Source organism: Arthrobacter sp. AG1021 (assembly GCF_003633665.1).
Classification (GTDB): Bacteria; Actinomycetota; Actinomycetes; order Actinomycetales; family Micrococcaceae; genus Glutamicibacter; species Glutamicibacter soli.
The window spans coordinates 38,865-65,466 of sequence record NZ_RBLB01000014.1 but is presented as its reverse complement, the minus strand read 5'-3'; the positions used below and the strand labels follow the sequence as shown (position 1 = coordinate 65,466).

General features: G+C 65.0%; 27 protein-coding genes and 1 rRNA gene. 16 read left to right on the top strand and 12 right to left on the bottom strand.

The genetic code is table 11. The features are described from left to right. The 8 genes from rrf to DFO58_RS18045 all read left to right on the top strand — a co-directional run. Positions 1-87 (top strand): 5S ribosomal RNA (gene rrf / locus DFO58_RS18075); the annotation flags it as partial. A 262-nt stretch (positions 88-349) separates the two neighbouring features. Further along, a complete protein-coding gene (locus tag DFO58_RS18070; protein ID WP_082344589.1) occupies positions 350-1,132 on the top strand; it encodes an SDR family oxidoreductase in 783 nt (260 codons plus the stop codon). Between the two features lie 206 nt (positions 1,133-1,338). Next, a complete protein-coding gene (locus DFO58_RS18065; RefSeq protein WP_082344590.1) occupies positions 1,339-3,312 on the top strand; it encodes a M13-type metalloendopeptidase in 1,974 nt (657 codons plus the stop codon). A gap of 76 nt (positions 3,313-3,388) precedes the next feature. Continuing rightward, positions 3,389-4,948 (top strand): lysine--tRNA ligase, encoded by a 1,560-nt coding sequence (lysS, locus tag DFO58_RS18060; protein WP_120991923.1) that lies wholly within the window; start codon positions 3,389-3,391, stop codon positions 4,946-4,948. Positions 4,949-4,953: 5 nt separating this feature from the next. After that, on the top strand, positions 4,954-5,121 hold the full coding sequence (locus DFO58_RS18650) for a hypothetical protein (protein WP_181728182.1): 168 nt from the start codon (positions 4,954-4,956) through the stop codon (positions 5,119-5,121). A gap of 136 nt (positions 5,122-5,257) precedes the next feature. Then, positions 5,258-5,578 carry an Lsr2 family protein gene (locus DFO58_RS18055; RefSeq protein ID WP_047117705.1) on the top strand — a complete coding sequence of 107 codons (321 nt, stop codon included), beginning with the start codon at positions 5,258-5,260 and terminating at the stop codon, positions 5,576-5,578. Between the two features lie 264 nt (positions 5,579-5,842). Beyond that, positions 5,843-8,356 carry an ATP-dependent Clp protease ATP-binding subunit gene (locus tag DFO58_RS18050; protein ID WP_053797148.1) on the top strand — a complete coding sequence of 838 codons (2,514 nt, stop codon included), beginning with the start codon at positions 5,843-5,845 and terminating at the stop codon, positions 8,354-8,356. A gap of 110 nt (positions 8,357-8,466) precedes the next feature. After that, positions 8,467-8,931, top strand: coding sequence for a hypothetical protein (locus tag DFO58_RS18045; RefSeq protein ID WP_147407334.1), 465 nt, complete (start codon positions 8,467-8,469; stop codon positions 8,929-8,931). Here DFO58_RS18045 and DFO58_RS18040 read toward each other — a convergent pair. Genes DFO58_RS18040 through DFO58_RS18025 form a run of 4 tightly spaced genes read right to left on the bottom strand, consistent with a single transcriptional unit; the run spans position 8,928 to position 11,461 of the window. Continuing rightward, complete coding sequence (locus tag DFO58_RS18040) at positions 8,928-9,374, bottom strand: DUF1801 domain-containing protein (protein WP_120991922.1); 447 nt, start codon at positions 9,372-9,374, stop codon at positions 8,928-8,930. The two genes, DFO58_RS18045 and DFO58_RS18040, sit on opposite strands and share 4 nt — an antisense overlap. Positions 9,375-9,385: 11 nt before the next feature. Then, on the bottom strand, positions 9,386-9,793 hold the full coding sequence (locus DFO58_RS18035) for a VOC family protein (protein WP_053797151.1): 408 nt from the start codon (positions 9,791-9,793) through the stop codon (positions 9,386-9,388). A gap of 48 nt (positions 9,794-9,841) precedes the next feature. Further along, positions 9,842-10,240, bottom strand: coding sequence for an AraC family transcriptional regulator (locus DFO58_RS18030; protein WP_047117710.1), 399 nt, complete (start codon positions 10,238-10,240; stop codon positions 9,842-9,844). A 3-nt stretch (positions 10,241-10,243) separates the two neighbouring features. Then, positions 10,244-11,461, bottom strand: coding sequence for an MFS transporter (locus DFO58_RS18025; protein WP_183043263.1), 1,218 nt, complete (start codon positions 11,459-11,461; stop codon positions 10,244-10,246). A 131-nt stretch (positions 11,462-11,592) separates the two neighbouring features. On the opposite strand from DFO58_RS18025, the gene DFO58_RS18020 reads away from it, so the two are divergent. Next, entirely contained in the window at positions 11,593-12,099 is a 507-nt protein-coding gene (locus tag DFO58_RS18020; RefSeq protein WP_047117660.1) for an amino-acid N-acetyltransferase, read from the top strand. A gap of 1 nt (position 12,100) precedes the next feature. Here DFO58_RS18020 and DFO58_RS18015 read toward each other — a convergent pair whose 3' ends face one another. Next, positions 12,101-12,901: a DUF1206 domain-containing protein gene (locus DFO58_RS18015; protein ID WP_120991921.1), complete on the bottom strand. Its 801-nt coding sequence runs from the start codon at positions 12,899-12,901 to the stop codon at positions 12,101-12,103. 52 nt (positions 12,902-12,953) lie between these two features. Beyond that, positions 12,954-13,862, bottom strand: coding sequence for an A/G-specific adenine glycosylase (locus tag DFO58_RS18010; protein ID WP_047117662.1), 909 nt, complete (start codon positions 13,860-13,862; stop codon positions 12,954-12,956). Between the two features lie 84 nt (positions 13,863-13,946). Between DFO58_RS18010 and DFO58_RS18005 the strand changes: the two genes are divergently transcribed. Then, positions 13,947-14,549: a hypothetical protein gene (locus tag DFO58_RS18005; protein WP_047117663.1), complete on the top strand. Its 603-nt coding sequence runs from the start codon at positions 13,947-13,949 to the stop codon at positions 14,547-14,549. Positions 14,550-14,568: 19 nt separating this feature from the next. On the opposite strand, the gene disA is transcribed toward DFO58_RS18005, so the two are convergent. The 3 genes from disA to DFO58_RS17990 are packed head-to-tail and all read right to left on the bottom strand — an operon-like array spanning position 14,569 to position 18,233. Beyond that, positions 14,569-15,642, bottom strand: a complete 1,074-nt coding sequence (disA, locus tag DFO58_RS18000; RefSeq protein ID WP_047117664.1) for a DNA integrity scanning diadenylate cyclase DisA — start codon at positions 15,640-15,642, stop codon at positions 14,569-14,571. Between the two features lie 33 nt (positions 15,643-15,675). Further along, positions 15,676-17,070 carry a DNA repair protein RadA gene (radA, locus tag DFO58_RS17995; protein ID WP_047117665.1) on the bottom strand — a complete coding sequence of 465 codons (1,395 nt, stop codon included), beginning with the start codon at positions 17,068-17,070 and terminating at the stop codon, positions 15,676-15,678. Positions 17,071-17,090: 20 nt separating this feature from the next. After that, positions 17,091-18,233, bottom strand: a complete 1,143-nt coding sequence (locus DFO58_RS17990) for an FUSC family protein (protein WP_120991920.1) — start codon at positions 18,231-18,233, stop codon at positions 17,091-17,093. A gap of 216 nt (positions 18,234-18,449) precedes the next feature. Here DFO58_RS17990 and pstS point away from each other — a divergent pair, with 216 nt between their 5' ends. From pstS to DFO58_RS17960, 6 genes are all read left to right on the top strand, one after another. Next, a complete protein-coding gene (pstS, locus tag DFO58_RS17985) occupies positions 18,450-19,568 on the top strand; it encodes a phosphate ABC transporter substrate-binding protein PstS (RefSeq protein ID WP_047117667.1) in 1,119 nt (372 codons plus the stop codon). A gap of 115 nt (positions 19,569-19,683) precedes the next feature. Next, entirely contained in the window at positions 19,684-20,619 is a 936-nt protein-coding gene (pstC, locus tag DFO58_RS17980; RefSeq protein ID WP_047117668.1) for a phosphate ABC transporter permease subunit PstC, read from the top strand. A gap of 8 nt (positions 20,620-20,627) precedes the next feature. After that, positions 20,628-21,761, top strand: coding sequence for a phosphate ABC transporter permease PstA (gene pstA, locus DFO58_RS17975; protein ID WP_047117747.1), 1,134 nt, complete (start codon positions 20,628-20,630; stop codon positions 21,759-21,761). Between the two features lie 49 nt (positions 21,762-21,810). Then, on the top strand, positions 21,811-22,590 hold the full coding sequence (pstB, locus tag DFO58_RS17970; RefSeq protein ID WP_120991919.1) for a phosphate ABC transporter ATP-binding protein PstB: 780 nt from the start codon (positions 21,811-21,813) through the stop codon (positions 22,588-22,590). A gap of 204 nt (positions 22,591-22,794) precedes the next feature. Continuing rightward, positions 22,795-23,271 (top strand): hypothetical protein, encoded by a 477-nt coding sequence (locus DFO58_RS17965; RefSeq protein ID WP_052772149.1) that lies wholly within the window; start codon positions 22,795-22,797, stop codon positions 23,269-23,271. Beyond that, on the top strand, positions 23,271-23,468 hold the full coding sequence (locus tag DFO58_RS17960) for a helix-turn-helix transcriptional regulator (protein ID WP_047117670.1): 198 nt from the start codon (positions 23,271-23,273) through the stop codon (positions 23,466-23,468). Before DFO58_RS17965 ends, DFO58_RS17960 begins: the two co-directional genes overlap by 1 nt. Before the next feature lie 24 nt (positions 23,469-23,492). On the opposite strand, the gene DFO58_RS17955 is transcribed toward DFO58_RS17960, so the two are convergent. The 3 genes from DFO58_RS17955 to DFO58_RS17945 all read right to left on the bottom strand — a co-directional run bounded on the left by DFO58_RS17955 (position 23,493) and on the right by DFO58_RS17945 (position 26,586). Next, complete coding sequence (locus tag DFO58_RS17955) at positions 23,493-24,512, bottom strand: inorganic phosphate transporter (protein WP_120991918.1); 1,020 nt, start codon at positions 24,510-24,512, stop codon at positions 23,493-23,495. A gap of 5 nt (positions 24,513-24,517) precedes the next feature. Further along, the gene (locus DFO58_RS17950) at positions 24,518-25,132 is read right to left on the bottom strand and encodes a hypothetical protein (protein WP_047117672.1); all 615 of its coding nucleotides are present in this window, start codon (positions 25,130-25,132) and stop codon (positions 24,518-24,520) included. A 242-nt stretch (positions 25,133-25,374) separates the two neighbouring features. Further along, complete coding sequence (locus DFO58_RS17945; RefSeq protein ID WP_231736035.1) at positions 25,375-26,586, bottom strand: MFS transporter; 1,212 nt, start codon at positions 26,584-26,586, stop codon at positions 25,375-25,377. Between the last annotated feature and the right edge of the window lie 16 nt (positions 26,587-26,602).

The following is a 26,602-nucleotide window of genomic DNA, read 5'->3' as shown; positions in this document are numbered from 1 at the left end:
GGTCCCATACCGAACCCGGAAGCTAAGGCCCATTGCGCCGATGGTACTGCACTCGTGAGGGTGTGGGAGAGTAGGTCACCGCCGGACTTAACTTGGTGCGTGTGGTCCTGGACTTGTCAGTCCGGGGCCGCACGTGGTTAACGGGAGGCCCCGACACGTCATGTGTCGGGGCCTCCCGTTATTTTAAACCCCGATTCCGGGCCGATAATTGACTTAGACAATGGAGTTCCGGACCAAGATTGATTTCCTGCTAAACGCCTTTTTGTCGCTAGTCTGTTCTTAAGCGCTCACCGCGAACTCATTTCCGCGGTTCAGCGACAGACATCGAGATGAATCGAGGACTCAGGTTTTGAGAACTTACATCGTAACTGGAGCAGGATCCGGAATCGGCATGGCAACCGCAGAACTTCTGCGCGAACGCGGCCAGAAGGTGATCGGCGTGGACCTTCGCGGTGCTGAAATCACCGCAGATCTCTCCACCCCTGAAGGACGCAAGGACGCCATTGAAGAGACCCTGCGCTTGAGCGAGGGCAAGATCGACGCAGTGATCGCAGCTGCTGGCATTTCCGCTCCCAAGGCGCTGACCGTTGCTGTCAACTTCTTCGGCGTCACCCAGTACCTCGAGGGACTGTTGCCGGCACTGTCTCAGTCCGAGGCCCCACGCGTTGCCGTGGTGTCGTCGATGGCGTCGCTGCAGCCGAACTCGGTCGAGCTTGTCGACGCCCTGCTGTCGGGCGACGAAGACGCTGCACTGGCCATCGGCAAGTCCCTGGAAGAGCAGGGCCCGAGGACTGGCTACCTGAACTACCCGTCGTCCAAGCGTGCCCTCAGCCGCTGGGTCCGCCGCGAATGCATCACCCCCGCCTGGGCCGGCGCCGGCATCCCGCTGAACGCCGTGGCGCCAGGCACCGTGATCACCAACATGACGCGCGAGATGCTTTCGACCGAAGAGGGCCGTGCCGGCGTTGACGCCCACGTGCCAATGCCGCTGAACTACCACTCGGAAGCGGTTGTCATCGCCAAGCTGCTGCTCTGGCTGACCAGCGAGGAAAACACCCACGTCACCGGCCAGACCATCTACATCGACGGCGGCGCGGATGCCTCGCTGCGCGGCGACGATATCTGGAGCTGATTCTAGGCACGCGAAGCTTGCTGACCGCAGCGAACTGTTGCGGATTTCAGGCTTTCCCACGTATCTGCTGCCCCGAACACCTCGGTGTTCGGGGCAGCAGCTGTTTAAGCCGTGGGTGGAGGACTCCCGGAGCCGAACCCTATTTCAGAAGAACTGGTTACAGTGTGTAATAGGTTTAGCCCGATCTTCTACGAAGGAGCAGCTCCTTGACTACCGAATTGCCTGATGTCCTGAAGTACCGCGACGACGCCATTCGCCCGCAGGACGACCTGTACCGCCATAGCAACGGCAAATGGTTCGAGGCTGCGACCATCCCCAGCGACCAGGGCATTTACGGTTCCTTCATGGAACTGCGCGACGAGGCCGAGGCCGCTGTGCACGCCATCATCGAAGACGCGGTCGCTGCGCACCAGTCCGGTGCCGAGATCGACGGCGCAACCCGGCGTATCGCCCACCTCTACGGGTCCTTCATGAACGAGCAGGTCATCGAGGAGCGCGGCGCGGCCCCGGTGGCCAGCTACCTGGAAGCCATCACCCGGGTCAATGACGTCCAGGGACTGCTCGAGCTCTCCGGCTCGTTCTACCGCAAGGGCATCAGCGGCTTCGTCGACATCGGCGCGATGAGCGACGCTGGAGACCCGGACCGCAACCTGCTGACCTTCCTGCAGGCGGGGCTTGGCCTGCCGGACGAGTCCTACTACCGCGAGGAGCAGTTCGCGCAGACCGTCGCGGACTACCGCGAGCACCTTGCGCGCCTGCTGGGCCTGGGCGGCATCGAGAATGCCGAATCCGCCGCGGAATCCGTGGTGCAGCTGGAAACCGCCATCGCCTCCCACCACTGGGACCGGGTCAAGGTGCGCGACGCGCAGGCCCGCTACAACCTGCTGACCGGCGAAGACCTGTTCGGCCTCATGCCGGGCCTGCGCGCCTGGCTGGATGGCGCCGGCATCGATCAGAAGTACTTCGGGGAAGTGGTGGTCTGGCAGCCGAGCTACATCGAGGCGCTCTCCGGGCTGCTGGCGGAGCAGCCGCTTCAGGCCTGGAAGAACTGGCTGACCGTGCAGGTGCTGCGCTCGTTCGCGCCGTACCTGTCCAGCGCATTCGTGAATGAGAACTTCGCCTTCTACTCGGCCAAGCTGGGCGGCGTGGAGAAGCTCAAGGACCGCTGGAAGCGCGGGGTTGCCTTCACCGAGGGCGCCGTCGGCGAGGACCTTGGCCGGCTCTACGTGGCCCGGAACTTCCCGCCGGAGGCCAAGACCGCCATGGACGCGCTGGTGCAGCGCCTGATCGAAGCCTACCGGATCTCCATCAGCAACCTGCCGTGGATGGGCGCGGACACCGTGCAGAAGGCTTTGGACAAGCTCTCCAAGTTCCGCCCGAAGATCGGCTACCCGGACCAGTGGATCGACTACTCGTCGATTCAGACCGACGAGCTGGACGTGATCGCCAACCGTGCAGCCGCCAACGAATTCGAGTTCAAGCGCGAGCTGAAGAAGATCGACGACGGGGTGGACCGTGAGCTGTGGTTCATGTACCCGCAGACCGTCAACGCCTACTACCACCCGCTGCTGAACGAGATCGCCTTCCCGGCCGCGATCCTGCGCCTGCCGTTCTTCGACGTCGACCGCGACATCGCCTCCAACTTCGGCGCCATCGGCGCGGTGATCGGCCACGAGATCGGGCACGGCTTCGACGACCAGGGCTCGCAGTACGACGGCAGCGGCCAGCTGACCAACTGGTGGACCGACGAGGACCGTGCAGCCTTCGAGAAGCTCACCGGCAAGCTGGTTGACCAGTACAACGCGCTGAGCCCGACCGAGGCCCCGGACCACCAGGTCAACGGCGCGCTGACGCTGGGCGAGAACATCGGCGACCTGGGCGGGCTGGGCATCGCCTACAAGGCCTACAAGCTCGAGCTCGCCGCCAACGGCATCGTCGAGGACGAGGTCATCGACGGCGTCACCGGCGACCAGCGCTTCTTCTATTCGTGGGCCGAGTGCTGGCGCACGCTGATCCGCCCGGAGACCGCGGTCATCCGGGTGACCACCGATCCGCATGCGCCCGGGGAGTTCCGCTGCAACCAGGTGCCGAAGAACCTGGACGCATTCCACAAGGCCTTCGAGACCAAGCCGGGGGACGGCATGTGGCTTGATCCGGAGGATCGTGTAGTGATCTGGTAGACCGATTGCCGGGCGCGGAAGGCACAGGCCTTCCGCGCCCGGCGCGTTAACCGCGCTGTGAGGTGTAAGTCTGGTCATGATCAGGCCAACACCCCCGGAATCACACGTAGAATGGGATACTGTGACTTCCGAAATTAATTCCGCACAGGCCCCTGATCCGAACGACCAGCGTCAGGTCCGCACCGATAAGCGCAACCAGCTGCAGGCACTTGGTGAGGAAGCCTACCCAGTTGGCGTTGCCCGCACCCATTCCCTGCAGGAGGTCCGCGAAAAGTACGCGCACCTGGAAGCGGGCCAAGAGACCGAGGACGTCGTCGGCATTGCCGGCCGCATCGTCTTCATGCGCAACACCGGCAAGCTGTGCTTCGCCACCCTTCAGGAGGGCGGCCCGCAGGGCGTCGGAGTCCGCCTGCAGGTCATGCTCTCGATGGCGAACGTCGGCGAAGAGCGCCTGGCCCAGTGGAAGTCGCTCGTCGACCTGGGCGACCATGTTTTCGTTTCCGGCAAGGTCATCTCATCGCGCCGCGGCGAGCTGTCCATCATGGCCGACTCCTTCCAGATGGCGTCCAAGGCGCTGCGCCCGCTGCCGGTGCTGCACGCCGACCTGAATGAGGAAACCCGCGTCCGCCAGCGCTACGCCGACCTGATCGTTCGCAACGAAGCCCGCGAGATGGTCTACAAGCGCGCCGCCATTGTCCGCGCCGTGCGCAACACCCTGGAGAACCACGAATACGTCGAGGTCGAAACCCCGATGCTGCAGCTGGTGCACGGCGGCGCCTCGGCCCGCCCGTTCAAGACCCACCTGAACGCGCTCGACCAGGAAATGACCCTGCGCATCGCGACCGAGCTGTACCTCAAGCGCTGCGTCGTGGGCGGCGTGGACCGCGTCTTCGAAGTGGGACGCATCTTCCGCAACGAAGGCGTCGACTCGACCCACTCGCCGGAGTTCACCACCCTGGAGTGCTACGAGGCCTACGCCGACCAGTACGTCATGGCCGACCGCATCAAGGAGATCATCCTCAACGCGGCGGACGCCATCGGTGCCGGCCGCACCATCGAGACCTCCAAGGGCACCGTCAACCTCGACGGCGAATGGCGCTGGCTGAGTGTCTACCCGGGCCTGTCGGAAGCTGTTGGCGTTCAGATTACCCCGGAGACCGAGGCCTCGGTGCTGCGCGAGATCGCCGAAAAGCACGAAGTGAAGTTCGACCCGGCCTGGGGCGCCCAGAAGCTGGTCATCGAGCTGTTCGGCGAGATCGTCGAGCCGACCCTGATCGACCCGACCTTCGTCTGCGACTACCCGCCGCTGGCCCAGCCGCTGGCACGCCCGCACCGTTCCAAGCCGGGTGTCATCGAAGCCTGGGACCTGATCATCGGCGGCATGGAGCGCGGCACCGCCTTCTCCGAGCTGATCGACCCGGTCATCCAGCGCGAGCGCCTGACCGAGCAGTCGCTGATGGCCGCCGGCGGGGATCCGGAAGCCATGCAGCTGGATGAGGACTTCCTGCGCGCACTTGAATACGGCGCCCCTCCAATGGGCGGCATCGGCCTGGGCATCGACCGTCTGGTCATGCTGTTTACCGATGTAGGTATTCGCGAGACAATCTTGTTCCCACTTCTCAAGCCGGAGGCGTAATTACCATGCCATTTGTAGAGGCGTTCGTTCCCAGCATCGCGCTTGGATTGCTTTTTTGGTACGTAATGAAAGCACTTACCAATGCAGACCGTAAAGAGCGGCAGGCGGAATCAGAAGCGGATGCGCTAATTGAGAACCGAACTGAATCGGATACTCGTTCAACGCGCGAATAAGCTATTCCTGATAATTCCTTGTGAATTGATCTTCTAATTCGAAATGTTTCGTATTAATGTCTATACTTGAGCTACGAAATTGGAGTAACGCTTGCAAGCACTACTCAACGACATTAGAGCCGGAGGGAATTCTCAAATGGCACGTCAGGTTCAAATTGCGCTGATTGATGATATTGATGGCAGTGAAGCAACCGAATCCATTGCCTTCAGCATCGCTGGTCAGCATTTTGAGATCGATTTGAACGATGAGCACGCTGCGCAATTCCATGCGGCCTTGGAGCCTTATATTGAGGCAGCGCGCTCCTCGAAGCAGACCGCAGCGAGTGAAGCCCCGGCAATTCGTGCCTGGGCCAAGGAAAACAACATCAAGGTAAACGCCCGTGGGCGCCTGAATGCCGATGTTGTCGACGCCTACAATGCAGCAATGCGCAAGGGTGGCCGCAACCGCGCCAAGTAATGCGAGCGCTAGGAATAAGCCTCTATTTTAGGAAGCCCGTACTTTTTAAGTGCGGGCTTCCTGCTTTAATCACTTGCTGAAGAAAATTTCTCTCGCTATTTACTTGGTGTACTAATAAATGAATTTCTATCTACTTGCGGTTATCTTCTCGAACCGAAGCGAACGCGAAGCGGCCGCATCGGTTATCCCCGTGGCGAACAAGGGAGAATTGCTGGCCCCGGGTGCGTAGCATCGAACTATTGGTAAGCAAGGAGTGTGCCGAAGATGTTTGAGAGATTTACCGACCGTGCCCGTCGAGTTGTCGTGCTCGCCCAGGAAGAGGCGCGCATGCTCAACCACAACTACATCGGCACCGAGCACCTGCTGCTCGGTCTAATCCACGAAGGCGACGGGGTGGCCGCGAAGGCCCTCGAGTCGCTGAATATTTCGCTGGGTGCCGTCCGTGAGCAGGTTCAGGAGATTATCGGCAAGGGCCAGCAGGCTCCTTCCGGTCACATCCCGTTCACTCCTCGCGCCAAGAAGGTTTTGGAGCTCTCGCTGCGCGAAGCGCTGCAGCTGGGCCACAACTACATCGGTACCGAGCACATCCTGCTCGGGCTGATTCGCGAAGGCGAGGGCGTCGCAGCCCAGGTGCTGGTCAAGCTCGGTGCCGACCTCGGTCGTGTGCGCCAGCAGGTCATCCAGCTGCTCTCCGGATACCAGGGCGGCAAGGAAACCGCCTCGGCCGGCGTCAGCTCGGGCGGCCAGCAGGAAGGCGTGCCGGCAGGCTCGGCAGTGCTGGACCAGTTCGGCCGCAACCTGACCGCGGCAGCCCGCGAGGGCAAGCTCGACCCGGTTATCGGCCGCGAGCACGAGATGGAACGCGTCATGCAGGTTCTCTCCCGCCGCACCAAGAACAACCCGGTCCTGATCGGTGAGCCGGGCGTCGGCAAGACCGCAGTCGTCGAGGGCCTGGCCCAGTCGATCGTGCGCGGCGACGTGCCCGAGACCATCAAGGACAAGCAGCTGTACACCCTGGACCTCGGTTCGCTGGTGGCAGGCTCCCGCTACCGCGGCGACTTCGAGGAACGCCTGAAGAAGGTCTTGAAGGAGATCCGCACCCGCGGCGACATCATCCTGTTCATCGACGAGATCCACACCCTGGTCGGTGCCGGTGCCGCCGAGGGTGCCATCGACGCGGCGTCCATCCTCAAGCCGATGCTGGCCCGTGGCGAGCTGCAGACCATCGGTGCCACCACCTTGGACGAGTACCGCAAGAACATCGAGAAGGACGCGGCCCTCGAGCGCCGCTTCCAGCCGATCCAGGTCAAGGAACCGTCCGTCGAGCTGACCACGCAGATCCTGCGCGGACTGCGCGACCGCTACGAGGCGCACCACCGCGTGACCATCACCGACGGCGCGCTGCAGGCAGCGGCCCAGCTGGCGCACCGCTACATCTCGGATCGCTTCCTGCCGGACAAGGCGGTGGACCTGATCGACGAGGCCGGCGCGCGGCTGCGCATCCAGCGCATGACCGCTCCTCCAGCCCTGAAGGAGATGGACGAGGAGATCGCCACCGTCCGCCTCGAGAAGGAAGCTGCCATCGACGCGCAGGACTTCGAGGGCGCTGCATCGCTGCGCGACAAGGAGTCCAAGCTCATTGAGGCCCGCAACGAGAAGGAAAAGGCCTGGCGCAACGGCGACCTTGACGAAATTTCCGAGGTCACCGAGGATCTGATCGCCGAGGTTCTGGCGAACTCGACCGGCATCCCTGTCGTGAAGCTGACCGAGGAAGAGTCCACACGCCTGCTGAACATGGAAGACGAGCTGCACAAGCGCGTCATCGGCCAGGATTCGGCCATCAAGGCCATCTCCCAGGCAATCCGCCGCACCCGTGCAGGCCTGAAGGACCCGAACCGCCCGGGCGGCTCGTTCATCTTCGCCGGCCCGACCGGCGTGGGCAAGACCGAGCTGGCCAAGGCGCTGGCGGAGTTCCTCTTTGGTGAAGAAGACGCGCTGATCACCCTGGACATGTCCGAGTACTCGGAGAAGCACACCGTTTCCCGTCTGTTCGGTGCCCCTCCGGGCTACGTCGGCTACGAAGAAGGCGGTCAGCTGACCGAGAAGGTCCGCCGTCGTCCGTTCTCCGTGGTGCTGTTCGACGAGGTGGAAAAGGCCCACGCGGACCTGTTCAACTCGCTGCTGCAGATCCTGGAAGACGGCCGCTTGACCGACTCGCAGGGCCGGGTGGTGGACTTCAAGAACACCATCATCATCATGACCACGAACCTGGGTACCCGAGACATCTCCAAGGGTGTCATGACCGGTTTCCAGGCTTCGGGCGATACCCGCACCGGCTACGAGCGCATGCAGGCCAAGGTCCAGGAGGAGCTGCGCCAGCACTTCCGCCCTGAGTTCCTGAACCGCGTTGACGACATCGTGGTCTTCCCGCAGCTGAGCCAGGAAGAGATCGAGGAGATCGTCGACCTGTTCATCGGGCGACTGCGCAAGCGTCTGGACGAGCGCGGCATCACCATTGAGCTGACCGCCGCCGCCCGCACCCTGCTGGCACAGCGAGGCTACGACCCGGCCATGGGCGCCCGCCCGCTGCGCCGCACGATCCAGCGCGACATCGAGGACCAGCTCTCCGAGAAGATCTTGTTCGGCCAGATCGTCACCGGCCAGAAGGTCACCGTGGACGTCGAAGGCGAGGACGAGCAGCGGAAGTTCATCTTCCACGCCGAAGGCGGCCCCGGTGAACTTGAAGGCGAACCGGCACCGGCAGCGCTGGAAAGCTAGGGCAAGCACTAAACAACCCGCGGGGCGCGGACCTGGAGCAATCCAAGTCCGCGCCCTGCGGGCTTTAACATTCCTTGGGCAACCGGCCTGCTGGCCGGTAGGCTCGGAATATGTCTGCAGCTCGCAAATATTCCATATTGCTGATCGGGCCCGGCGCAGCGCTGCTGCTCTACGCAGGGTCCTATCTGCTACTGCGTGCGGGTCTTCCCGCCCAGCTGGTCCGCCACCTCGGGCCGGAGGGAGCAGGCTACGGCTCGACGCCCCTGGTGCTGGGGGTGGTTGCCGCGATCGCTGCGGCTGCGTTCGGCATCGGGATTTGGACTTGCAACGACTTCACATCGCTGGGGCACTGGTATGCCGGACCCAAAGCGATCGTCGTGTGTTTCCTGGCTGCCGGCTACGCGGTCCTGGCCTTGGGCCTGGGGATGATGCTGGCTGCCAGCATCCCCGGAGCCGAAGACCAGGGCGCGAACGTGATCGGATTCAGCTTGCTCGCGCTGCTAGCGGGTTTCAGCGCCGCGGCCGCGGTACTGAGCGGAATCCTGCCCGCGGCGCGGCCGGAGGCCCTGGGCTAGTTTCCGACGGCCTTGCCGACCAGCGCGGCGACCTGCGCCTCGAGCTGTTCGTCCAGCGAGGTGATGGCGTAGGCGGTCGGCCACATGCTTCCCTCATCAAGCTGGGCCGCGTCGTTGAACCCGAGGGTCAGGTAGCGGGCCCCGAACTTCTCCGCGTCCTGGATGAAGCACAGGATCTGCCCGTCTAACGCGTAAGCGGGCATCCCGTACCAGGTCCTGGGCTCGAGCTGTGGCGCGGTTGTGGTGATGATGTGGTGCAGCCGTTGGGCGATTTCCTTGTCGCTTCCGCTGTAGGAGGCGATCTTGACTTCAACGTCCTGGCGGGCTTGGGCCGCTTTTTCGGCTTTGGTCATGCGCTTCTTCGGGGCGCGGACCTCGGCCGCGCGTTCTTTCATGGCCGCTTTCTCCGCGGCGCTGAAGCCTTCCTGATCGGTGGTGGTCATGATGTTTGCTCCTAAGCTGCCTGATTGATGCGGATCATGTTGCCCGACGGATCCCGGAATGCGCAGTCGCGTGGTCCCCAAGGCTGCTGCATGGGTTCCTGCAGCACTTCGGCCCCGCCTGACGACAAGGAGTCGAACAGCGAATCGAGATCCGGCACGGTGAGCACCAGCCCTCCCATGGCGCCCTTGGCGACCAGCTCACCGAGCGCTTGCGCGTCCTCGTCGGAGCGGCCCGCGCCAGGCGTCGAGAGCACCAGATTCAGGCCGCCTTGGGCAGGGACGGACAGCGAGACCCAGCGGAACCCTGCGTTGGATACGTCGGAGACCACGTCCAGCCCCAAACCGTCACGGTAGAAGCCGAGGGCTTCGTCCACGTCCAGCACGGTGACCGGGATGTATTGCACTGAAATGATTGTCATGGTTTCAGGCTAGGGGAGCCTGCTGCCGCGACGCTTCTCCAAAACTGCTCAGAATCTTTCGGGCCGCAGAAGGACCTTGGCAATGCATGACGGGATCTGTTCGGTCTGCGAATGCTCGCGTTCCCGGTAGGCCGAGGGGGACTCCCCGACGACTTCGGTGAAGCGGGTGCTGAAGGAGCCCAACGACGTCCATCCCACCTGCATGCAGGCATCCGTGACTCCCACCCCGGCACGCAGCAGGTGCATGGCCCGTTCGATGCGCCGGGTCAGCAGATAGGAGTGCGGAGTTTCGCCGTAGGCCCGTTTGAACTCGCGCGAGAAGTGCGCCGGGGACATGAGCGCGCGCTGAGCCATGGCGGGCACGTCCAGCGGCTCTGCATAGTGCCGGTCCATCAAATCCCGTGCCCGGCGCAGGTGGGCCAGCGTTTTCAGCATCTTGGCATCCATCGGCTAGGAGCTCCTGTGGCGCCGGAACACCAGGAACAGGCCGAGCAGGGTGCAGCTGAGGTAGATGCAGACCACGGCGATCCAGCCAGCGGTGAAGCCGCCCGGGGAGCTGATCAGCAGGCCCATGGCCAGCGGGCCGATGGTGAATCCGCCGAACTGCCCTGCCGAGACGATGCCGCTGGCGCTGCCCATCCGGCTGATTGGAATGGCGCGCAGCAGGGCGGCCATCAACACCACCGAGACGCCCAGCGCCGACGCGCCGTGAAGCACCACGGCAAGCCACAGCAGCACGGCCGAATGAGCCTGCTGGGCCATCAGGAAGCCGAAGCCTCCGGCGGTGGCGAGCACTGCGAGCAGGAGCAGCAGCTTCGGCGCGGGAACGCCGCGGGACATCATCCTGCCCCAGCCCACGCGGGCGCTGACGCCCACCACTCCGGCCACTGCGGCGGTGAGGCCGCCTGCAACCAGCGAGAAATCCAGTTCGCGCACCGCAAAAAGCGGGATGTAGACGTTCGTCGCTTGGACGCCGATGCCGTTGATGAAACCGAAGAGGGCCAGCGCGAAAACGATGAAGCGTGTAGAGGCGGTATCCGGGCTGGCCGCCTGCCCGGACACCGAACGGGGCGCCGCGGGCGCCGGAGCCTGCAGCAGCGGGACCGCCGAGACCACCTTGATGGCAAGAACGCCCAGCAGCGCGGCGACCACGGCGCCAATCAGCGACGCGCCGTGCCATCCGATGACCGCAGCGAGCATAGGGAAACCCACGCTGCCGATCAGCTGGGACACCTGGACGCCGGACTGCTTGATGCCAGTCCAGGCGATGCGTTGGTTCTTCGGCACCCGCTGGGCGAGAATGCGGTTGGTGACCCCGTTGGGAAATGACTGGGCGAAGCCCGAAATGCCGGAAGCAACCAGCAGGAAGACGTACCCCGCCGGCAGCGCGGCAAAGCCCATGGCCAGCGCGGCCATGCCGAAGACCAGCAGGAGCAGCCGGATATCAGGTTGCCGATCGGCGAACTTGCCGAACGCCACGTTGCCGATGGCCGCGCAGCCGAAGCACACGGTGGCGAGCAACCCGAACTGGGTCTCGCTGATGCCCAGATCCCTGATGACCAGGTCGCTGGTGGCACTGAGTCCGTAGTTCAGCAGCGGGGCGATGCCAACCGCTGCAAGAAGGATGGATAGCAGCCCCATTCCCGGGCGAGCTGTGCTCTGCGACATTCTCATCCTTCACTTCAGCCGGTAGTCATCACCGACACCAAGTTTGGCACAGGTCACGTGGCACGGTGCGCTCCGTGACATATCGGCCGCGAAGCTCGAATCCATGATCCTGCGGGCATAGGATTTGAAAGGTGAATACTTTTACCGTCCGTTCAGCGAAGACCACCGATGTCCCTGCAATCCGGAACCTCGTGCGACCACTGGCCGAGGAGCGCATTCTGCTGGACAAGGAAGCGGTGACCTACTACGAGTCCATCCAGGAATTCGTGGTCGCTGAAGACGCAGACGGGAACGTAGTCGGTTGCGGCGGTCTTCACGTGATCTGGGAAGACATTGCAGAGATCAGGACCTTGGCCACCTCCGCAGATCTGCGTGGCAAGGGCGTGGGGCACGTACTGCTTAAGGAGCTGCTCCAGAGGGCACGCCAGGTAGGGGTGCACCGTGTCTTCTGCCTGACCTTCGAGGTGAAGTTCTTCGAGCGCCAGGGCTTCAGCGTCATGGCCGACCAGAGCGCCGTGGACCCGTCGGTGTACCAGGAAATTCTGTTGTCCCGCGACGAGGGTGTGGCCGAATTTCTGGACTTGGCAAGGGTCAAGCCGAATACGCTGGGCAACACCCGGATGATTATTTCCCTCTAGCTCAATCCTCCATGGTGTCGAACCGGGAACGGAAGACCAGAAACAGCGCATAGGACAGCAGGCCCGCGCCGACGAGTACCAGCGCAAAGGGGCCGAACTGCTGCTCGCCCAGAGCCTTCAACGCCCCGTCGATACCCGTCGATTCCTCGGGATCGCCCTGCACTGTGGAAACGATGAACAGCAGCCCCACCGCTGCCAGCACCAGGCCCTTGGCCGGATAGCCAACGACGCCCGAGACCGTAATCGCCTTGCGCAAGGCGCGATGGCCGGTGGTCTGCAGGTCCTTCAGGAATCCGCGGGTTATTCCGCGGTATACGAAATAGCCGCCGACCCCGATCAGCACCACTCCCAAGGCGATCAAGGCTCCGCGGCCTGCGGTGGAGCGCATCAGCATGGCGCTGAAGGAGCTGGTGGTCTGCCCCGAATCGCTCTGGTTGCCGAGAGCGAATTGCAAAAATGCCCCGCTGAGCCCGAGGAAAACTATCCCGGTGCCCGCGGATTTAAGCCTACTGAACGCTTTGGGTTGGGGCAGTGCTGCCTGTGCGAGGGACCAGAGGCCCAGCAGGGCAGCTCCGATCGCGCAGACCCACAGGAGCACGATCCCCCAGGGTTGCCCGGCCAGCGTCTGCAGCGCCCCGCTCTGGTCGGCTTCGGCGCTGCCACCCCGGGCCAGCACCAAGGCAAGAAAACCGAGCGTCGCGTGCAGCACCGCATTGGCCACGTAGCCGAGCCGCGCCGCGCGTTGGAACCATGGGTTCCGGGCCGTCTGGCGTGCCTTGCCGGCAGCAGAAGAAATGTCCATGACCCTAGCTTAGGGGCGCATCCGTATTCTGGCACAGGCTTTCGGCCATCGCTCAGGAGGGGAGCCTGACGCCTTCCGGGTCGGCAACCGCCAAGCCGTCCTTGAGCAATCCCGCCAGCGCCCGCTCGCGCTGCTCCAGCGGGGATTCGAGCTTGCCCAAAGCGACATACATCGCGTGGGTTTGCGCAGAAAGATCCGCCAGGAACGTCGTCTCCGGCACCGGATCTTCGTGCTCGCGCAGGATTGCCATGATGGCCCCGCGCACCTGGCGGTCCGTGCCGTGCCAGGCCTGCCCCTTGGGGGTGTAGTGCGGTTCCGGCCTTCCTGCAGTGATCCAGGCGCAGTCATCGAAGACCGGGCACAGCTCGCACTTGGGGCTGCGCGCGGTACAGACCAGCGCGCCGAGCTCCATGACGGATATGTTCCAGAGGTTCGCCTCCCGGCGGTCGTCCGGCTGCACCTCGCGGGCCCGGGCGAACTCGCTGGCGCGGGGGTTGGGTTCGGGCAATGCCATGCCGCCGAACACCCTGGCCTGGACGCGGCGGATGTTCGTATCAACCACCACGGTAGGCTCGCCGAAGGCGAAGCAGGCGATGGCAGCTGCGGTGTAGTCTCCCACTCCGGGCAGCGCCCGCAGTTCGGCTTCGGTCTGCGGCACCTGGCCGTTGTATTCGGTGGTGATCTCAACCGCCGCGGCATGCAGCCGCTGGGCGCGGCGCGGATACCCGAGCCTGCCCCAGGCTTTCAATGCCTCGGACAGCGGTTCGGCCGCCAGATCTTCAGGAGTTGGCCAGCGTTCCATCCACTCTTCCCAGACCGGAAGCACCCGCACCACCGGAGTCTGCTGCAACATGAATTCACTGACCATGACTTCCCACCCGGTGACCCCGGGGCGGCGCCATGGCAGGTCGCGTTGGTTGTTCAGGTACCAGTGATTGATCTTCTCGTGAATTTGCTGCACCCATCCACTCTAAGTCAGCTGATTCACGGTGCAGAACCGCTGGATATCACACGGTGCGGGCGTGCAATGAACTAGCCTTAAGCCATGAGCAACACATCCGGGGGCAAGCCATCGGCCCGCGTCTATCGGCGCCGGCGCATCACCGTGGCTGTTTTGGCTCTCGTGCTTGTCGGACTCATCGTCTGGGGCGTCACCGCGGTCGTCGGAATGTTCGGCGCAGACGACGAACCCAAGGGTGCGAACCCGACCCCTGTCGAAGCTTCGCCCAATGCCTCCGAGCCCTCCGGGGAAACGGAATCTAACGCCTGCAAGGCCGGGGAAATCACCATTACCGCATCCACCGACAAGCAGTCCTACGCCTCGGAAGAGGACCCGGTGCTCACCCTGGGAATCGAAAACACGTCCAAGCGCGACTGCGAGCTGAATGTCGGCACCAGCCAGCAGGAATTCCTGATTTCCAGCGGCTCGGACAGGATCTTTTCCACGGTCGACTGCCTGAGCAACGGCGAAGACGTCGTGCTGGCTTTTGCCGCCGGGCAGAAGGAAAGCGCGAAGTTCACCTGGAACCGCAACCGCTCCGCCCCGGGCTGCAAGGCGGTCAACGCCAAACCGCTGCCGGGAACCTACAAGTTCACCGCGGCGATCGGCGAGATGACCAGCGACCCGACGACATTCGTGCTCAAGTAGCCGACCGCCCGGCGCGCGCCTAGATGTAGCGGTCAAGCAGCGAGGACTCGGCCATGCGCGCAAGTCCCTCGCGGATCGAGCGGGCACGCTGCTCGCCCACGCCCTCGATCTCCATCAGCTGGCTGGTCGACGCGGCCATGAGCAGCTGCAGGTTGTCGAAGGACGCAACCAGGCGCTCGCCGATGGCCTTGGGCACCGTGCGGATCTGCGACAGCAGGCGGTACCCCTTGGGGGTGAGCGTATCTTCCTGGTCTGCTGTCGAATTCGGGAACAGGATCTTGGTCAGCGCCTCGGGCTCGATCAGCTGGGCATCGGAAATCTCGTGCAGCTTCTCCAGCGCCGCCTCGATGTCCAGTTCCTGCCCCTCGGCGTGGGAGTAGTCGCGCAGCAGCAGCTGGTTGTCCACCTGGATGCCGGCCAGCAGCTCGGTGTGCTGGGAGGCCAGCAGGCGGCCGTCCGCGCCGAGCTCGAGCACTGAACGGGAAATTTCTTCGCTGGTGCGGCGCAGCATCTCGGTGCGCTGCAGCACCGCCAGCACCTCGCGCACCGTGGCGGTGTCCTCGATCTCCGCGGCAGACAGCGCGCTGGTCACCTGGTCGAGCCGGTGGCGGTAGCGTTCGAGGGTGGCAATCGCCTGGTTGCCGCGCGCCAGCAGGCGTTCGGCCGGCTCGAGCACATGGCGCTCGCCGGCGGCGTAGAGGGTAATGGTCTGCATCGACTGCGACACCGAAATCACCGGGAAACCGGTCTGCACCGCGACGCGTTCAGCGGTGCGGTGGCGGGTGCCCGATTCCTGGGTCTCGATGGCCGCATCCGGCATCAGCTGCACCCCGGCCTGCAGAATCTGTCGGGCCGAAGCGTCGAGGATGATCGCGCCGTCCATCTTGGCCAGCTCGCGCAGTCGGGTGGGGGTGTAGTCCGTGTTGATCCGGAAACCGCCCGAGCAGATGGATTCGACCTCCTTGTCGTGCCCCAGCACGATCAGCGCGCCGGTGCGCCCGCGCTGGATGCGTTCCAGCCCTTGGGCCAGCTCGGTGCCCGGGGCGATCCGGGCCAGGGTGGAGAGTAGTTCGGGGGCGGGATGCGATTTCAACGTGCGTCCTTTCAACGGGCAGCAGCTCCCATTTTATCGTGTGGGCTTCTGCCTCTGGTTGAACGCGATATCCAGGGCCTGGGCAATGTTCTCCACCTGGAAAACGCGGATGCCGTCCGGGATGTTCTTCAGCGGCTCGGGTGTCGCCGGGGCCATGGCGAAGGAGAAGCCCAGACGCTGGGCCTCGGTGATGCGCCGCGCGATTTCCGGAACCTGGCGGACCTCGCCGGCCAGCCCCACCTCGCCGAAGGCGACGAAGTCCTGCGGCAGCGGGAACTCATTCAGCGATGAGGCCAGTGCCAGCGCGCAGGACAGATCCGCGGCCGGCTCGCTGATCTTCACCCCGCCGACCGTGGCGATGTATGAATCCATGGAGGACAGGTCCATGTGGGCGCGGGCCTGCAGCACCGCGACCACCATCTGGGCGCGCGCCGCATCCAGCCCGCTGGTGGCACGCCGCGGGGCTGGCCCGCTGCCGCGCGAGAGCAGGGTCTGCACCTCGGCGACCAGCGGCCGCCGGCCTTCCAGCGTGACCGTGATGCAGGTCCCCGGAACCGGGTTCCGGGTGCGGGTGACGAAGAGCTTGGAGGGGTCGGTCAGCGATTCGATGCCGTCCTCGTTCAGGTCGAAGCAGCCGACCTCGTCCGTTGCCCCGTAGCGGTTCTTCAATGCGCGAAGTATGCGCAGGCGGGAATGCTTCTCTCCGTCGAACTGGCACACCACGTCAACCAGGTGTTCCAGCAGGCGCGGACCCGCCACCGAGCCTTCCTTGGTCACGTGCCCGACCATGATGGTGGTCATGCCGCGGGTCTTGGCCGAGTTGATGATGGAGGCCGCCACCTCGCGCACCTGGGAGACGCCGCCGGCTGCGCCGTCGACCTCTGCGGAGGAGAAGGTCTGCACCGAGTCGAGGATGAGCAGCTGCGGGTTGATCTCCTGGATCTGGCCCAGCGCCAGCGAGAGGTCGGTTTCGGCCGCCAGATAGAGGTTGTCCGCGACGGCATTGATGCGCTCGGCGCGGGACTTCACCTGCGCTGCGGATTCCTCGCCGGTCAGGTAGAGCACCTTCAGCCCGGTGTGGGCCGCCTTGGCCGCGACGTCCAGCAGCAGCGTGGACTTCCCGACCCCGGGCTCCCCGGCCAGCAGGATGGCCGCGGCTGGCACCAGGCCGCCGCCCAGCACGCGGTCAAGTTCCGAGACCCCGCTGGGGCGGAAGGCGGCTTCGGAGCCATCGATCTGGGCAATGGGCTTGGCCGGATGCGCGACCTTTGCCGCGGGGGCGGTGCGCGCGGAGACCACACCGACCTCTTCCACGGTGCCCCAGGCCTGGCATTCGCCGCAGCGTCCCACCCATTTAACCGTGGTCCAGCCGCATTCGGAGCACTTGTAGCTCGCGGTGGATTTGCTGCGCGTGGAAGTTTTGGCCATGGGTTAATGCTAGCGACCGGCTAGGACAACTTGGGCAGCACCTCGATGGCGGCCTCGTGGTCGCGTCCGGCGGCTTCCAGCAGATCCACCAGCATCGGGCGCAGCAGCAGCACCAGTCCTTCCCCCTGCAGGCCCTCGACACCCAGCGCCCGCGGGTCGAGCTGCGCGGCGGCGGCCTCCAGCTGGCTGCGGGCGCCCTTCTCGAACTTGCGCTGACCGGCCAGATTCGGCTCGCGCACCGAGTGGGCCAGCGCATTGATACCTTCGGAGATCTCGCGCAGCAGCGGCGCCAGGCTGGCGGATCCTTCCGGGGTCAGCGCGCTGTTGCTCAGCACCGAGGAAAGCCTGCGGGCGAAAACGCGGGCGTTGCGGGCGGCCCAGTCGTAGTGGTTGAAGCGTTCGGAGAGCCGGGTGAGCTCCTCGCGGTGCCGCCGCCCGGCCGGGGAGAGCATCGCGATTTCCTGGGCCGCCCTGAACGCTCCGGGCAGCTGGTCCAGGTGCTTTTGGGTGGCGCGGGCCTTGATCAGCGCGTGGAACGCCGCCCGGCGGTCGTCATCCCGGATCGCCCAGGAGCATTCGAGCATCGCCTCGGAGAGCTCCTTGAACAGTTCCGAGAGCGCTGCCACCGGGGTGCGGCGCGGGTCCGAGGGCCACAGGATGATGATCAGCAACGCCAGCACCGAACCGGTCAACGCGTCCAGGGACCTGGAGAACGGCCCGTCCACGCTGATCGGCAGCAGCACCACCAGCGCCGACTGCATACCCAGCTGGGTGGAGAAGATCGGGCCCGAGTCCAGATAGCGGGCCACCACCAGGCTCAGCGACATCACCACCGCCGCCTGCCAGATGCCCTGCCCGAGCAGGTGCATCAGCGTATCGCCCAGGGCCACGCCCAGGGTGCACCCGAGCGCCACCTCGGCGGTGCGGCGGATGGTGGTCGCCCCGCCGAAGCCCAGCGAGATCAGTGCGCTGGTCGCCGCGAAGATCGGCTGGGTATGCCCCAGCATCGTTTCGGCCACCCAATAGGCGCCGACCGCGCCGAGGGTCATGCGGATGATCCGCGGCAGGGAGTTCCCGGCGCGGGCCAGCCCGGCGGCGTTGCGCCGGGCCAGGAAGTTCACGAGGTCTCGGCGATTGCTGCCGGAGGTGCGAGCGGTGGCCATGAGCCTAGTCTTTCATGAGCCGCGCAGGCTCCCGGGGCAGAGACACAGCAGATGCGGTGATCAGGATCACTGCAAGTTAAAGGCGTTGTTAACCTTTCGTTCACCTTCGCTGGGGAATCTGGTTACTTTGGCTCCTTAGCCTCGTAAGTGAAGCGGGACAAATGACCGCTGAAGGTTCAGATTCTTATCTACCGACTCTTATGGGGAGTAACTCTCGTGAAGCTCAATCGTCTTGGCAGTGCAGCTGCTGTTCTTTCCGTCGCAGCTCTCGCACTGACCGCTTGCGGTTCGGACAACCCGACCGGCGCCGGCGCGTCGGCATCGGGCGAAGCCCCGGCCGCCAACGCCGAAGTCACCGGCACCCTGACCGGCATCGGCGCGTCGAGCCAGAAGTCGGCCATGGAAGCCTGGATCACCGGCTTCAAGGCCGAAAACCCGCAGGCCAACGTCCAGTACTCGCCGGACGGCTCGGGCGCCGGCCGCAAGGCCTTCCTGGCCGGCGGTGCGCAGTTCGCCGGTTCGGACGCCTACCTGAAGCCTGAAGAGGCAGAAGAGGCCAAGCAGGTCTGCGGCCCGGACGGCGCATTCAACGTCCCGGCCTACGTTTCCCCGATCGCCGTGGCCTTCAACCTGGATGGCGTGAAGGAGCTGAACCTCGACGCGGCCACCATCGCCAAGATCTTCAAGAAGGAGATCACCACCTGGAACGATGAGGCCATCGCCAAGCAGAACCCGGACGCCACCCTGCCGGACACCGCGATCACCGTGGTGCACCGCAATGACGAGTCCGGCACCACCGAGAACTTCGTGGAGTACCTGAAGGCCGCCGCAGGCGACGTGTGGACCTACGACGTCTCCGGCGACTGGCCATCGGACATCCAGTCGGAGAACGCCAAGGGCACTTCCGGCGTGGTCTCCACGGCCGGCTCGACCGACGGCGCCATCACCTACGCCGACTTCTCCGCGGTGGGCGACCTGTCCACCGTGAACGTCAAGGTCGGCGACGAGTACACCAAGATTTCCTCCGAGGCCGCAGCCAAGGCCCTAGAGACCGCAACCCCGGTCGAGGGAGCCGCCAAGAACGACCTGGCCCTAGACCTGGAGCGCGACACCACCGAGGCCGGCACCTACCCGATCGTGCTGCTCTCGTACCACATCTTCTGCACCACCTACAAGGACCAGGCGACCGTTGACCTGGTGAAGGCCTTCGGCAACTACGTCGTCTCGGCCGACGGCCAGAAGACCGCTTCGGAATCGGCCGGCAACGCCCCGCTGTCGGCCAGCATGGAAGAGAAGGCAGCGGCTGCCATCGATTCCATCACCGTCGCCAAGTAGCACCCCGCCGGGAAACCGGCATCCGGTGTGGGCGGGCAACCGCCCACACCAAACCCCCTCCACCCCCGCAGCGCAAGCTGCAACACCCCTCCAATATCCGTAAAGGCTTAAGCCAATGACTACCAATGCTTTGACGAGCAAGTCATCGACTTCCGGCCGCGCCGGGGACAAGATCTTCTCAGGCGCCGCGCTCGGCGCCGGTGTACTGATCCTGATCACCCTGTTCGCGGTGGCGGTCTTCCTGCTCATCCAGGCCCTGCCGACGTTCTTGGCCGATCCGGCCGATATTTCCGGCGGCGCCGGCTTCTTCTCCTACATCGCTCCGATCATCGTCGGAACCGTCGTCGCAGCGGCCATCGCCCTGCTGATCGCCACCCCGGTCGGACTGGGCGTGGCGCTGTTCATCTCGCACCTGGCCCCGCGCCGCATCGCCGGCCCGCTGGGCTACGTGATCGATTTGCTGGCCGCCATCCCGTCGGTCATCTACGGCGCCTGGGGCTACATGGTGCTGGCCCCGGCGCTAGTTCCCGGCTACGACTGGCTGGCCACCAACCTGGGCTTCATCCCGATCTTCGAAGGCCCCGCCAGCCAGACCGGCAAGACCATGCTCACCGCCGGCATCGTGCTGGCAGTGATGGTGCTGCCGATCATCACCTCGCTGTCGCGCGAAATCTTCCTGCAGACCCCGAAGCTGCATGAGGAAGCCGCCCTGGCCCTGGGCGCCACCCGCTGGGAAATGATCACCACCGCGGTGCTGCCCTTCGCCCGCCCAGGCATCATCTCAGCCACCATGCTCGGCCTGGGCCGCGCACTGGGCGAGACCATGGCAGTGGCCCTGGTGCTCTCCACCGGCAACCTCATCCCGTCGCTGATCAAATCCGGCAACCAGACCATTGCCGCCGAGATCGCGCTGAACTTCCCCGAGGCCTTCGGGCTGCGTCTGGCCGAGCTCATCGCCGCCGGCCTGGTCCTGTTCCTGATCACCCTGGTCGTGAACATGATCGCCCGGGCAATCATCGCCCGCCACAAGGAATTCTCCGGAGCCAACTGATGAGTGCCATGACTACTTCCGAACGCAGCAACACCACGACGCAGCCGACGCCTCCGAGCCGCAAGCGCAATTCGCTGGCCAAGGGCAAGCTGCCCAAGTGGGCCATCCCGGCCATCGCCGGCGGCTCGATCATCCTCGGCGCGGCGGGCTCCACGCTGACCGGCTTCCACGTGGCGAGTTTCGCCATCTACTCCGCAGTCATCTTCCTGATCGCCGCCTCGGTGGCCACCACGGTGGTGGAGGGCAAGCGCCGCGGCAAGAACGCGACCTGGACCTACCTGATCTACGCTTCCTTCATCCTGGCGCTGATCCCGCTGGCCTCGGTGCTCTACACCGTGCTGGAAAAGGGCCTGCCGGGCATGAACATGCACTTCCTGTTCAGCTCCATGAACGGCGTGACCGGCGCGGTCGACAACCAGACGGTCGAAAACGGCACCCCGGTGCTCGGCGGCGCCTACCACGCGCTGATGGGCACCTTGCTGATCACCCTGTGGGCCACCGTGATCTCGGTGCCGGTGGGCATGCTCACCGCCATCTACCTGGTCGAGTACGGCAAGAACGGCCCGCTGGCCCGCGCCATCACCTTCTTCGTCGACGTGATGACCGGCATCCCGTCCATCGTCGCAGGCCTGTTCGCCGCCGCCTTCTTCGGCCTGATCCTGGGCCCGAACTCGCGCATGGGCATCGTCGCGGCCGTCGCCTTGAGCGTGCTGATGATCCCGACGGTGGTCCGCTCCACCGAGGAAATGCTCAAGATCGTCCCGAACGAGCTGCGCGAGGCTTCCTACGCGCTGGGCGTGCGCCGCTGGCGCACCATCCTGAAGGTGGTCATCCCGACCGCGATCTCCGGCATCGCCTCCGGCGTGACCCTGGCCATCGCCCGCGTCATCGGCGAAACCGCCCCGATCCTGGTCACCGCCGGCATCGCCAGCAACATCAACCTGAACGTGTTCGCCAACTGGATGTCCACGCTGCCCACGTTCATCTACTACCAGATCATGACGCCGACCAGCCCGACCAACGTCGACCCGTCGATCCAGCGCGCCTGGGCAGCTGCCCTGCTGCTGATCCTCATGGTCATGGCGCTGAACCTGGCCGCCCGGCTGATCGCCAAGCTCTTCGCTCCAAAGAAGGGCCGTTGAGCCAGCGCTCCGGCCCTCGACACCCCAAGAATTTTCAAGGATAAACACCATGGCAAAACGCATCGACGTCAACGACCTGAACGTCTACTACTCCAAGTTCCGCGCAGTTGAGGGCGTGTCCATCAACATCGAGCCGAAGTCGGTCACCGCCTTCATCGGCCCGTCGGGCTGCGGCAAGTCCACATTCCTGCGCACCCTGAACCGCATGCACGAGGTCATCCCCGGCGGCCGCGTCGAGGGCGAGGTCCTGCTGGACGGCGACGACCTGTACGGCCCGGGCGTCGACCCGGTGACCGTGCGCAGCCAGATCGGCATGGTCTTCCAGCGCCCGAACCCGTTCCCGACCATGTCCATCAAGGACAACGTGCTGGCCGGCGTGAAGCTGAACGGCAAGAAGATCTCCAAGTCCGACGCCGACGCGCTGGTGGAGAAGTCGCTGCGCGGCGCGAACCTGTGGAACGAGGTCAAGGACCGCCTGGACAAGCCGGGCTCGGGCCTCTCCGGCGGCCAGCAGCAGCGCCTGTGCATCGCCCGCACCATCGCGGTGAAGCCCGACGTGATCCTGATGGACGAGCCGTGCTCCGCCCTGGACCCGATCTCCACCCTGGCCATCGAGGACCTGATCAATGAGCTGAAGAACGACTACACCGTGGTGATCGTGACCCACAACATGCAGCAGGCCGCGCGCGTCAGCGACAAGACCGCCTTCTTCAACATCGCGGGCACCGGCAAGCCGGGCAAGCTCATCGAGTACAACGATACCGCCGCCATCTTCTCCAACCCGGAGCAGAAGGCCACCGAAGACTACGTCTCAGGACGCTTCGGATAAAGATTTCGTCTACCGCCTGCCGTCAGCAGGCCGGTAGGTGAACCGGAAGGGGGGTCTTCCGGGGATCCTGGAGGGGATCACCGCCAGCGGCGCACCGAAAGGTGCGCCGCTGGTTTTTAAACCTTGATGTAAAGCAACCTTGACTGTAAAGGAAGCTTAACTATAGATTGATGCCACGAGGAAGAACCGACAGGAGGAAGAGCGATGACCGAGATCAAGAAGTCGGCCTGGGGCCGCATGCGTTCGGGTGGGAACACCCGCACACTGCTTTTGCTGAGCTTCGGAGGAGGCCTGGCCGCCGCGCTGGGTGTTGCCGCGCTCGTTGCCGCCGCGGGGCCCGAGGAGCGGTTCCTTGCCACGCTGCTGGCCTTCGGGTTCAGCTTCTGGCTCCCGTTCTCCGCGCTGCTCTGGGTGCTGCTGGTTGACCGCGGGACCATGCGCGACGCGCCGCGCAACGTCGAGGACTCGGTGGAATACCGCTGGAGCGAACGCGCTTCGGCAGGGGTGTTCCGCGACATGCTGGTGCTGCTGGGTGCGGGCGCGGCTGTGCTCAGCGTCTTGGAGGTCGCCATCGACCTGACGCTGCGCTGGCCGCTGCACCTGGTGCTCGCGGGCCTGGTGGTCCTGGCAATGGTGGATTTCGGCATCCGGATGCAGCTGAGCAAGCGGGCTGAGGGCTAGTGCGCAATTCACTGGCCGAACGGCGCAAGGACAGGGGATTGTCGCAGCAGGCGCTCGCCGACGAGCTGGGGATCTCGCGCCAAAGCATCATCTCCTTGGAGAAGGGCCGCTACGACCCCTCGCTGCCGCTGGCGTTCAAGCTGGCCGCGCTGTTCGGGTGCCCCATCGAGGACCTGTTCACGCCGGATCCGGACTAGCCCGGCCAGTCGCCGGGAAAACCGCTAGAACAGCGGGCTGATGGCCAGCGTGAGCACCGCGCCGCCGAAGACGCACACCACGGGCGTCAGTACCCAGTGCCAGGCCACCCTGGCGACATTGCGCCAGAAGACCGACTCGAAGGCCTGGTTCTTGCCGGCGCCGACGATGCCGCTGGTGACGGTCTGGGTGGTGGACAGCGGCAGATGGAAGACCAGCGAGCCGACGAACAGCATGATGGCGGAGACGCCCTGGGCGATCATTCCGCGCATCGGGTCGAAGTTCACCAGGCGGCGTCCCAGCGTGTGGGTGATGCGCCAGCCGCCCAGCAGCACGCCGAAGGACAACGCGGCGCCGGCGGACAGCTGGATGGCCCAGGTGACCGGCCCTGGGTCCATGGCGTCCCCGGTGATCAGCACCAGCGCGATCAGCGCGCCGGTGCGCTGGCCGTCCTGCAGGCCCAGCCCCAGGGCCGAGGCGCAGGCGGTGACCGCCTGGCCGGCGCGCGAGACCTCGTTCACGGTGCTCGAGGTGTCGTGCCGAACCAGCCACATCGCCGGGATCACCACCAGGTACGACAGGGTGTAGGCGATGATCGGGGAGATCAGCAGCGGCAGCAGGACCGAGCCAACCAGCAGCGCCCAGGCCCCGGACATCGACGCATCCCCCATGAAGGCCGCGGCGCCGCTGGCGCCCACCAGGGCGGAGAGCAGCGAATGGGTCGAGCTCATGGGCAGGCCGCGCCACCAGCAGTAGAGCCCCCAGGCACCGGCCGTCAGCAGGCCGCAGATCACCAGCTTCAGCCCGTCGATGCCGTCCGGGACGTTGAAGTTCAGCGCGTCGACCAGCGCGGTGCTCAATCCCGAGGTGGCGATGGTGCCGAGGAAGGCGAAGAACGATGCCACCACGACGGCCACCACCGGGGTCAGCGCCCTGGTGCGCACCGCGGCGGCCACCGCTGTGGAGGCGTCCCTGAAACCATTGAGCACGGCGTAGCCCAGGGTCAGGACCACCGCAACGGCGGTAAGGGACGAAATAACGGTCATGGGTCTTAGGACTCCTTGACCAGCACGCGGCCCAGGTGATCGGCGAACTGGCGCAGGGTGTTGGCGGTGAGCATCAGGTGGTCGGCCACGCGCTGGTGGCGGTGGATGGTGCTGGCCTTGGAGAAGCCCGCGATTTCATCCACCCACACCAGGTGGGTCCTCGCCGCGCGTTTGGAGGACTGCACCATCTGCAGCCAGTTGTCTTCCAGGTCGTCCAGGTTGCCAAGGTGCTGGACGGAGTCGGAGGCCAGGTCGGCCAGCTGCGAGATGAGCTCAAGCTGCTCCGAGGAGCGCTCAGAAAGCGGGGTGGTGCCGATGTTCATGATCAGCTCTCCGGTGCCGCGCAGCTGTTCCATGGTTTCGTGCAGCAGCCTCGAGAGCGTGTACATGTCCTCGCGGGGCAAGGGGCTGATGTAGCTGGTTCGCAGGTGGGTCAGCACCGCGTGGACCAGGTCGGAGGCCTCGGCCTCCGCCGCGGCCAGGTCGCGCAGCTGCTGGGGGCGCCCCTCGGGGTTGCCGATCATCTCGGAAACGCTGGCGACCGAGCGTCGAATCGTTGCGGCGAGGTCGCGCAGCAGCTCAATGCCGCGCGAGGCTGAGGGAAAAATCTGGAACTTCACTTTGTACGGCGCACCATTCGACTAGGGCATGCGGGCAGGTACCAACGCAGAACAGTTTACGTCGTTGAAGTGAACACAAGAATTGTGGTGGTGCCGGACCGGGAACGCCTCTCGGCGGAAGGCCGCTCTAGGCGGCAGAGTTTTGGAGCCCGGGGTTACCAGCAGCCCGGCACCGACTCCTAGTTTTCTCGCTTGAAGCGCTTGCTGTCAACTGCCTGCCCGACGGCGTGCCGTTTCTCACGTTATCGCCGCAGCGACTTCTCGATTCCGCTGATCCCCAGCAGCGCGCAGCAGAACCAGATCGCCCCGGCAGGGCCCATGCCAGCCGCCACGGTACTTGCGATAATCGGCAAACCTACTTGTCCGAGCCGGTTTCCCATGAGCCGGAGAGCCAGCGCGGCACCCCGGTCGGCCGGTTCCACCGAGGTGGAGATCATGGTCATGGTCAGCGGCTGGCCAAGTCCCAGGAAGAAACCGCCGACCAGCATCGCGGCGCCCGAAATCCACAGCGAGTCGATGAAGAACGGCGCGATGGCGATGGTGGCGGCCGCCAGGTACAAGCTGGTGGTGAGCAGGGCCGGGCGGCTGAAGTGCGCGGATAGCTGCGGGATCACCAGGCGCGAGACCACCGAGGCGCAGCCGCGGATGGCCAAGAGCACACCAACTGCCACAGGTGTGACGTTATGTTGCTCGGCGACCAGCGGCAGGAAAGCGGTGAGGATGTCCAGCATTGACAGCAGTGTCAGCGCCGCGAGCATGTGGGAGGTCATGCCGCGCACCCGAAGGATGGCCCAGGCGGAGGTCTTGGGGCGGGCCGATGCCGCGGAAGCGGTGTTCTTGGTGGTCGACGGCTGGAAATTGGCCAGCAGCAGCGGGGCCGCCAGCAGCGAGCAGCCGGCACCGATCCACAGTGACAGGCTGATGCTGGCGATGCGCTCTGGGGAGTCGGCCGCGGTGCCGGTGCCCAGGATCAGGCCTGCGGCCAGCGGACCGAGGAATTGGCCGGCGGAATACGCGGCGGTGAACCAGCCGAATCCCTTGTCCAGTTCGCTGTCGGGCAAAAAGCGTGCGATGGAGGACTGGCCGCCGATGGTGAACATCAGGTGCCCCATGCCCAGCACCGCGCTGGCGGCCGCGACCAGCAGCGCGTTGGGGGACAGGGCGATGCCAGCGCCGCCGAGCGCCAGCAGGACGACGCCGCCCAGCATCAGGTAGCGGATCTGGCGCATGCGGGAGCTGAGCCGGCCCATGGAAATCGCTGTCACCAAGGGCAGCAGCGCGAAGGCGGCCGTGGCCGCGCCAACCGTCACCGGACCGGAACCCAGCGCAATGAGCTTGTAGGTCGTGACCGGGCGGATTACGTTCAAGGCCGTCTGGGACAGCAGCGCGGTGGCAATCAGCACCAGGAGCCAGCGCATGGCGCCCGAGGATGCCGCCTTGTTGTTTGCGCCCACGCACCGGCCCTTCGCT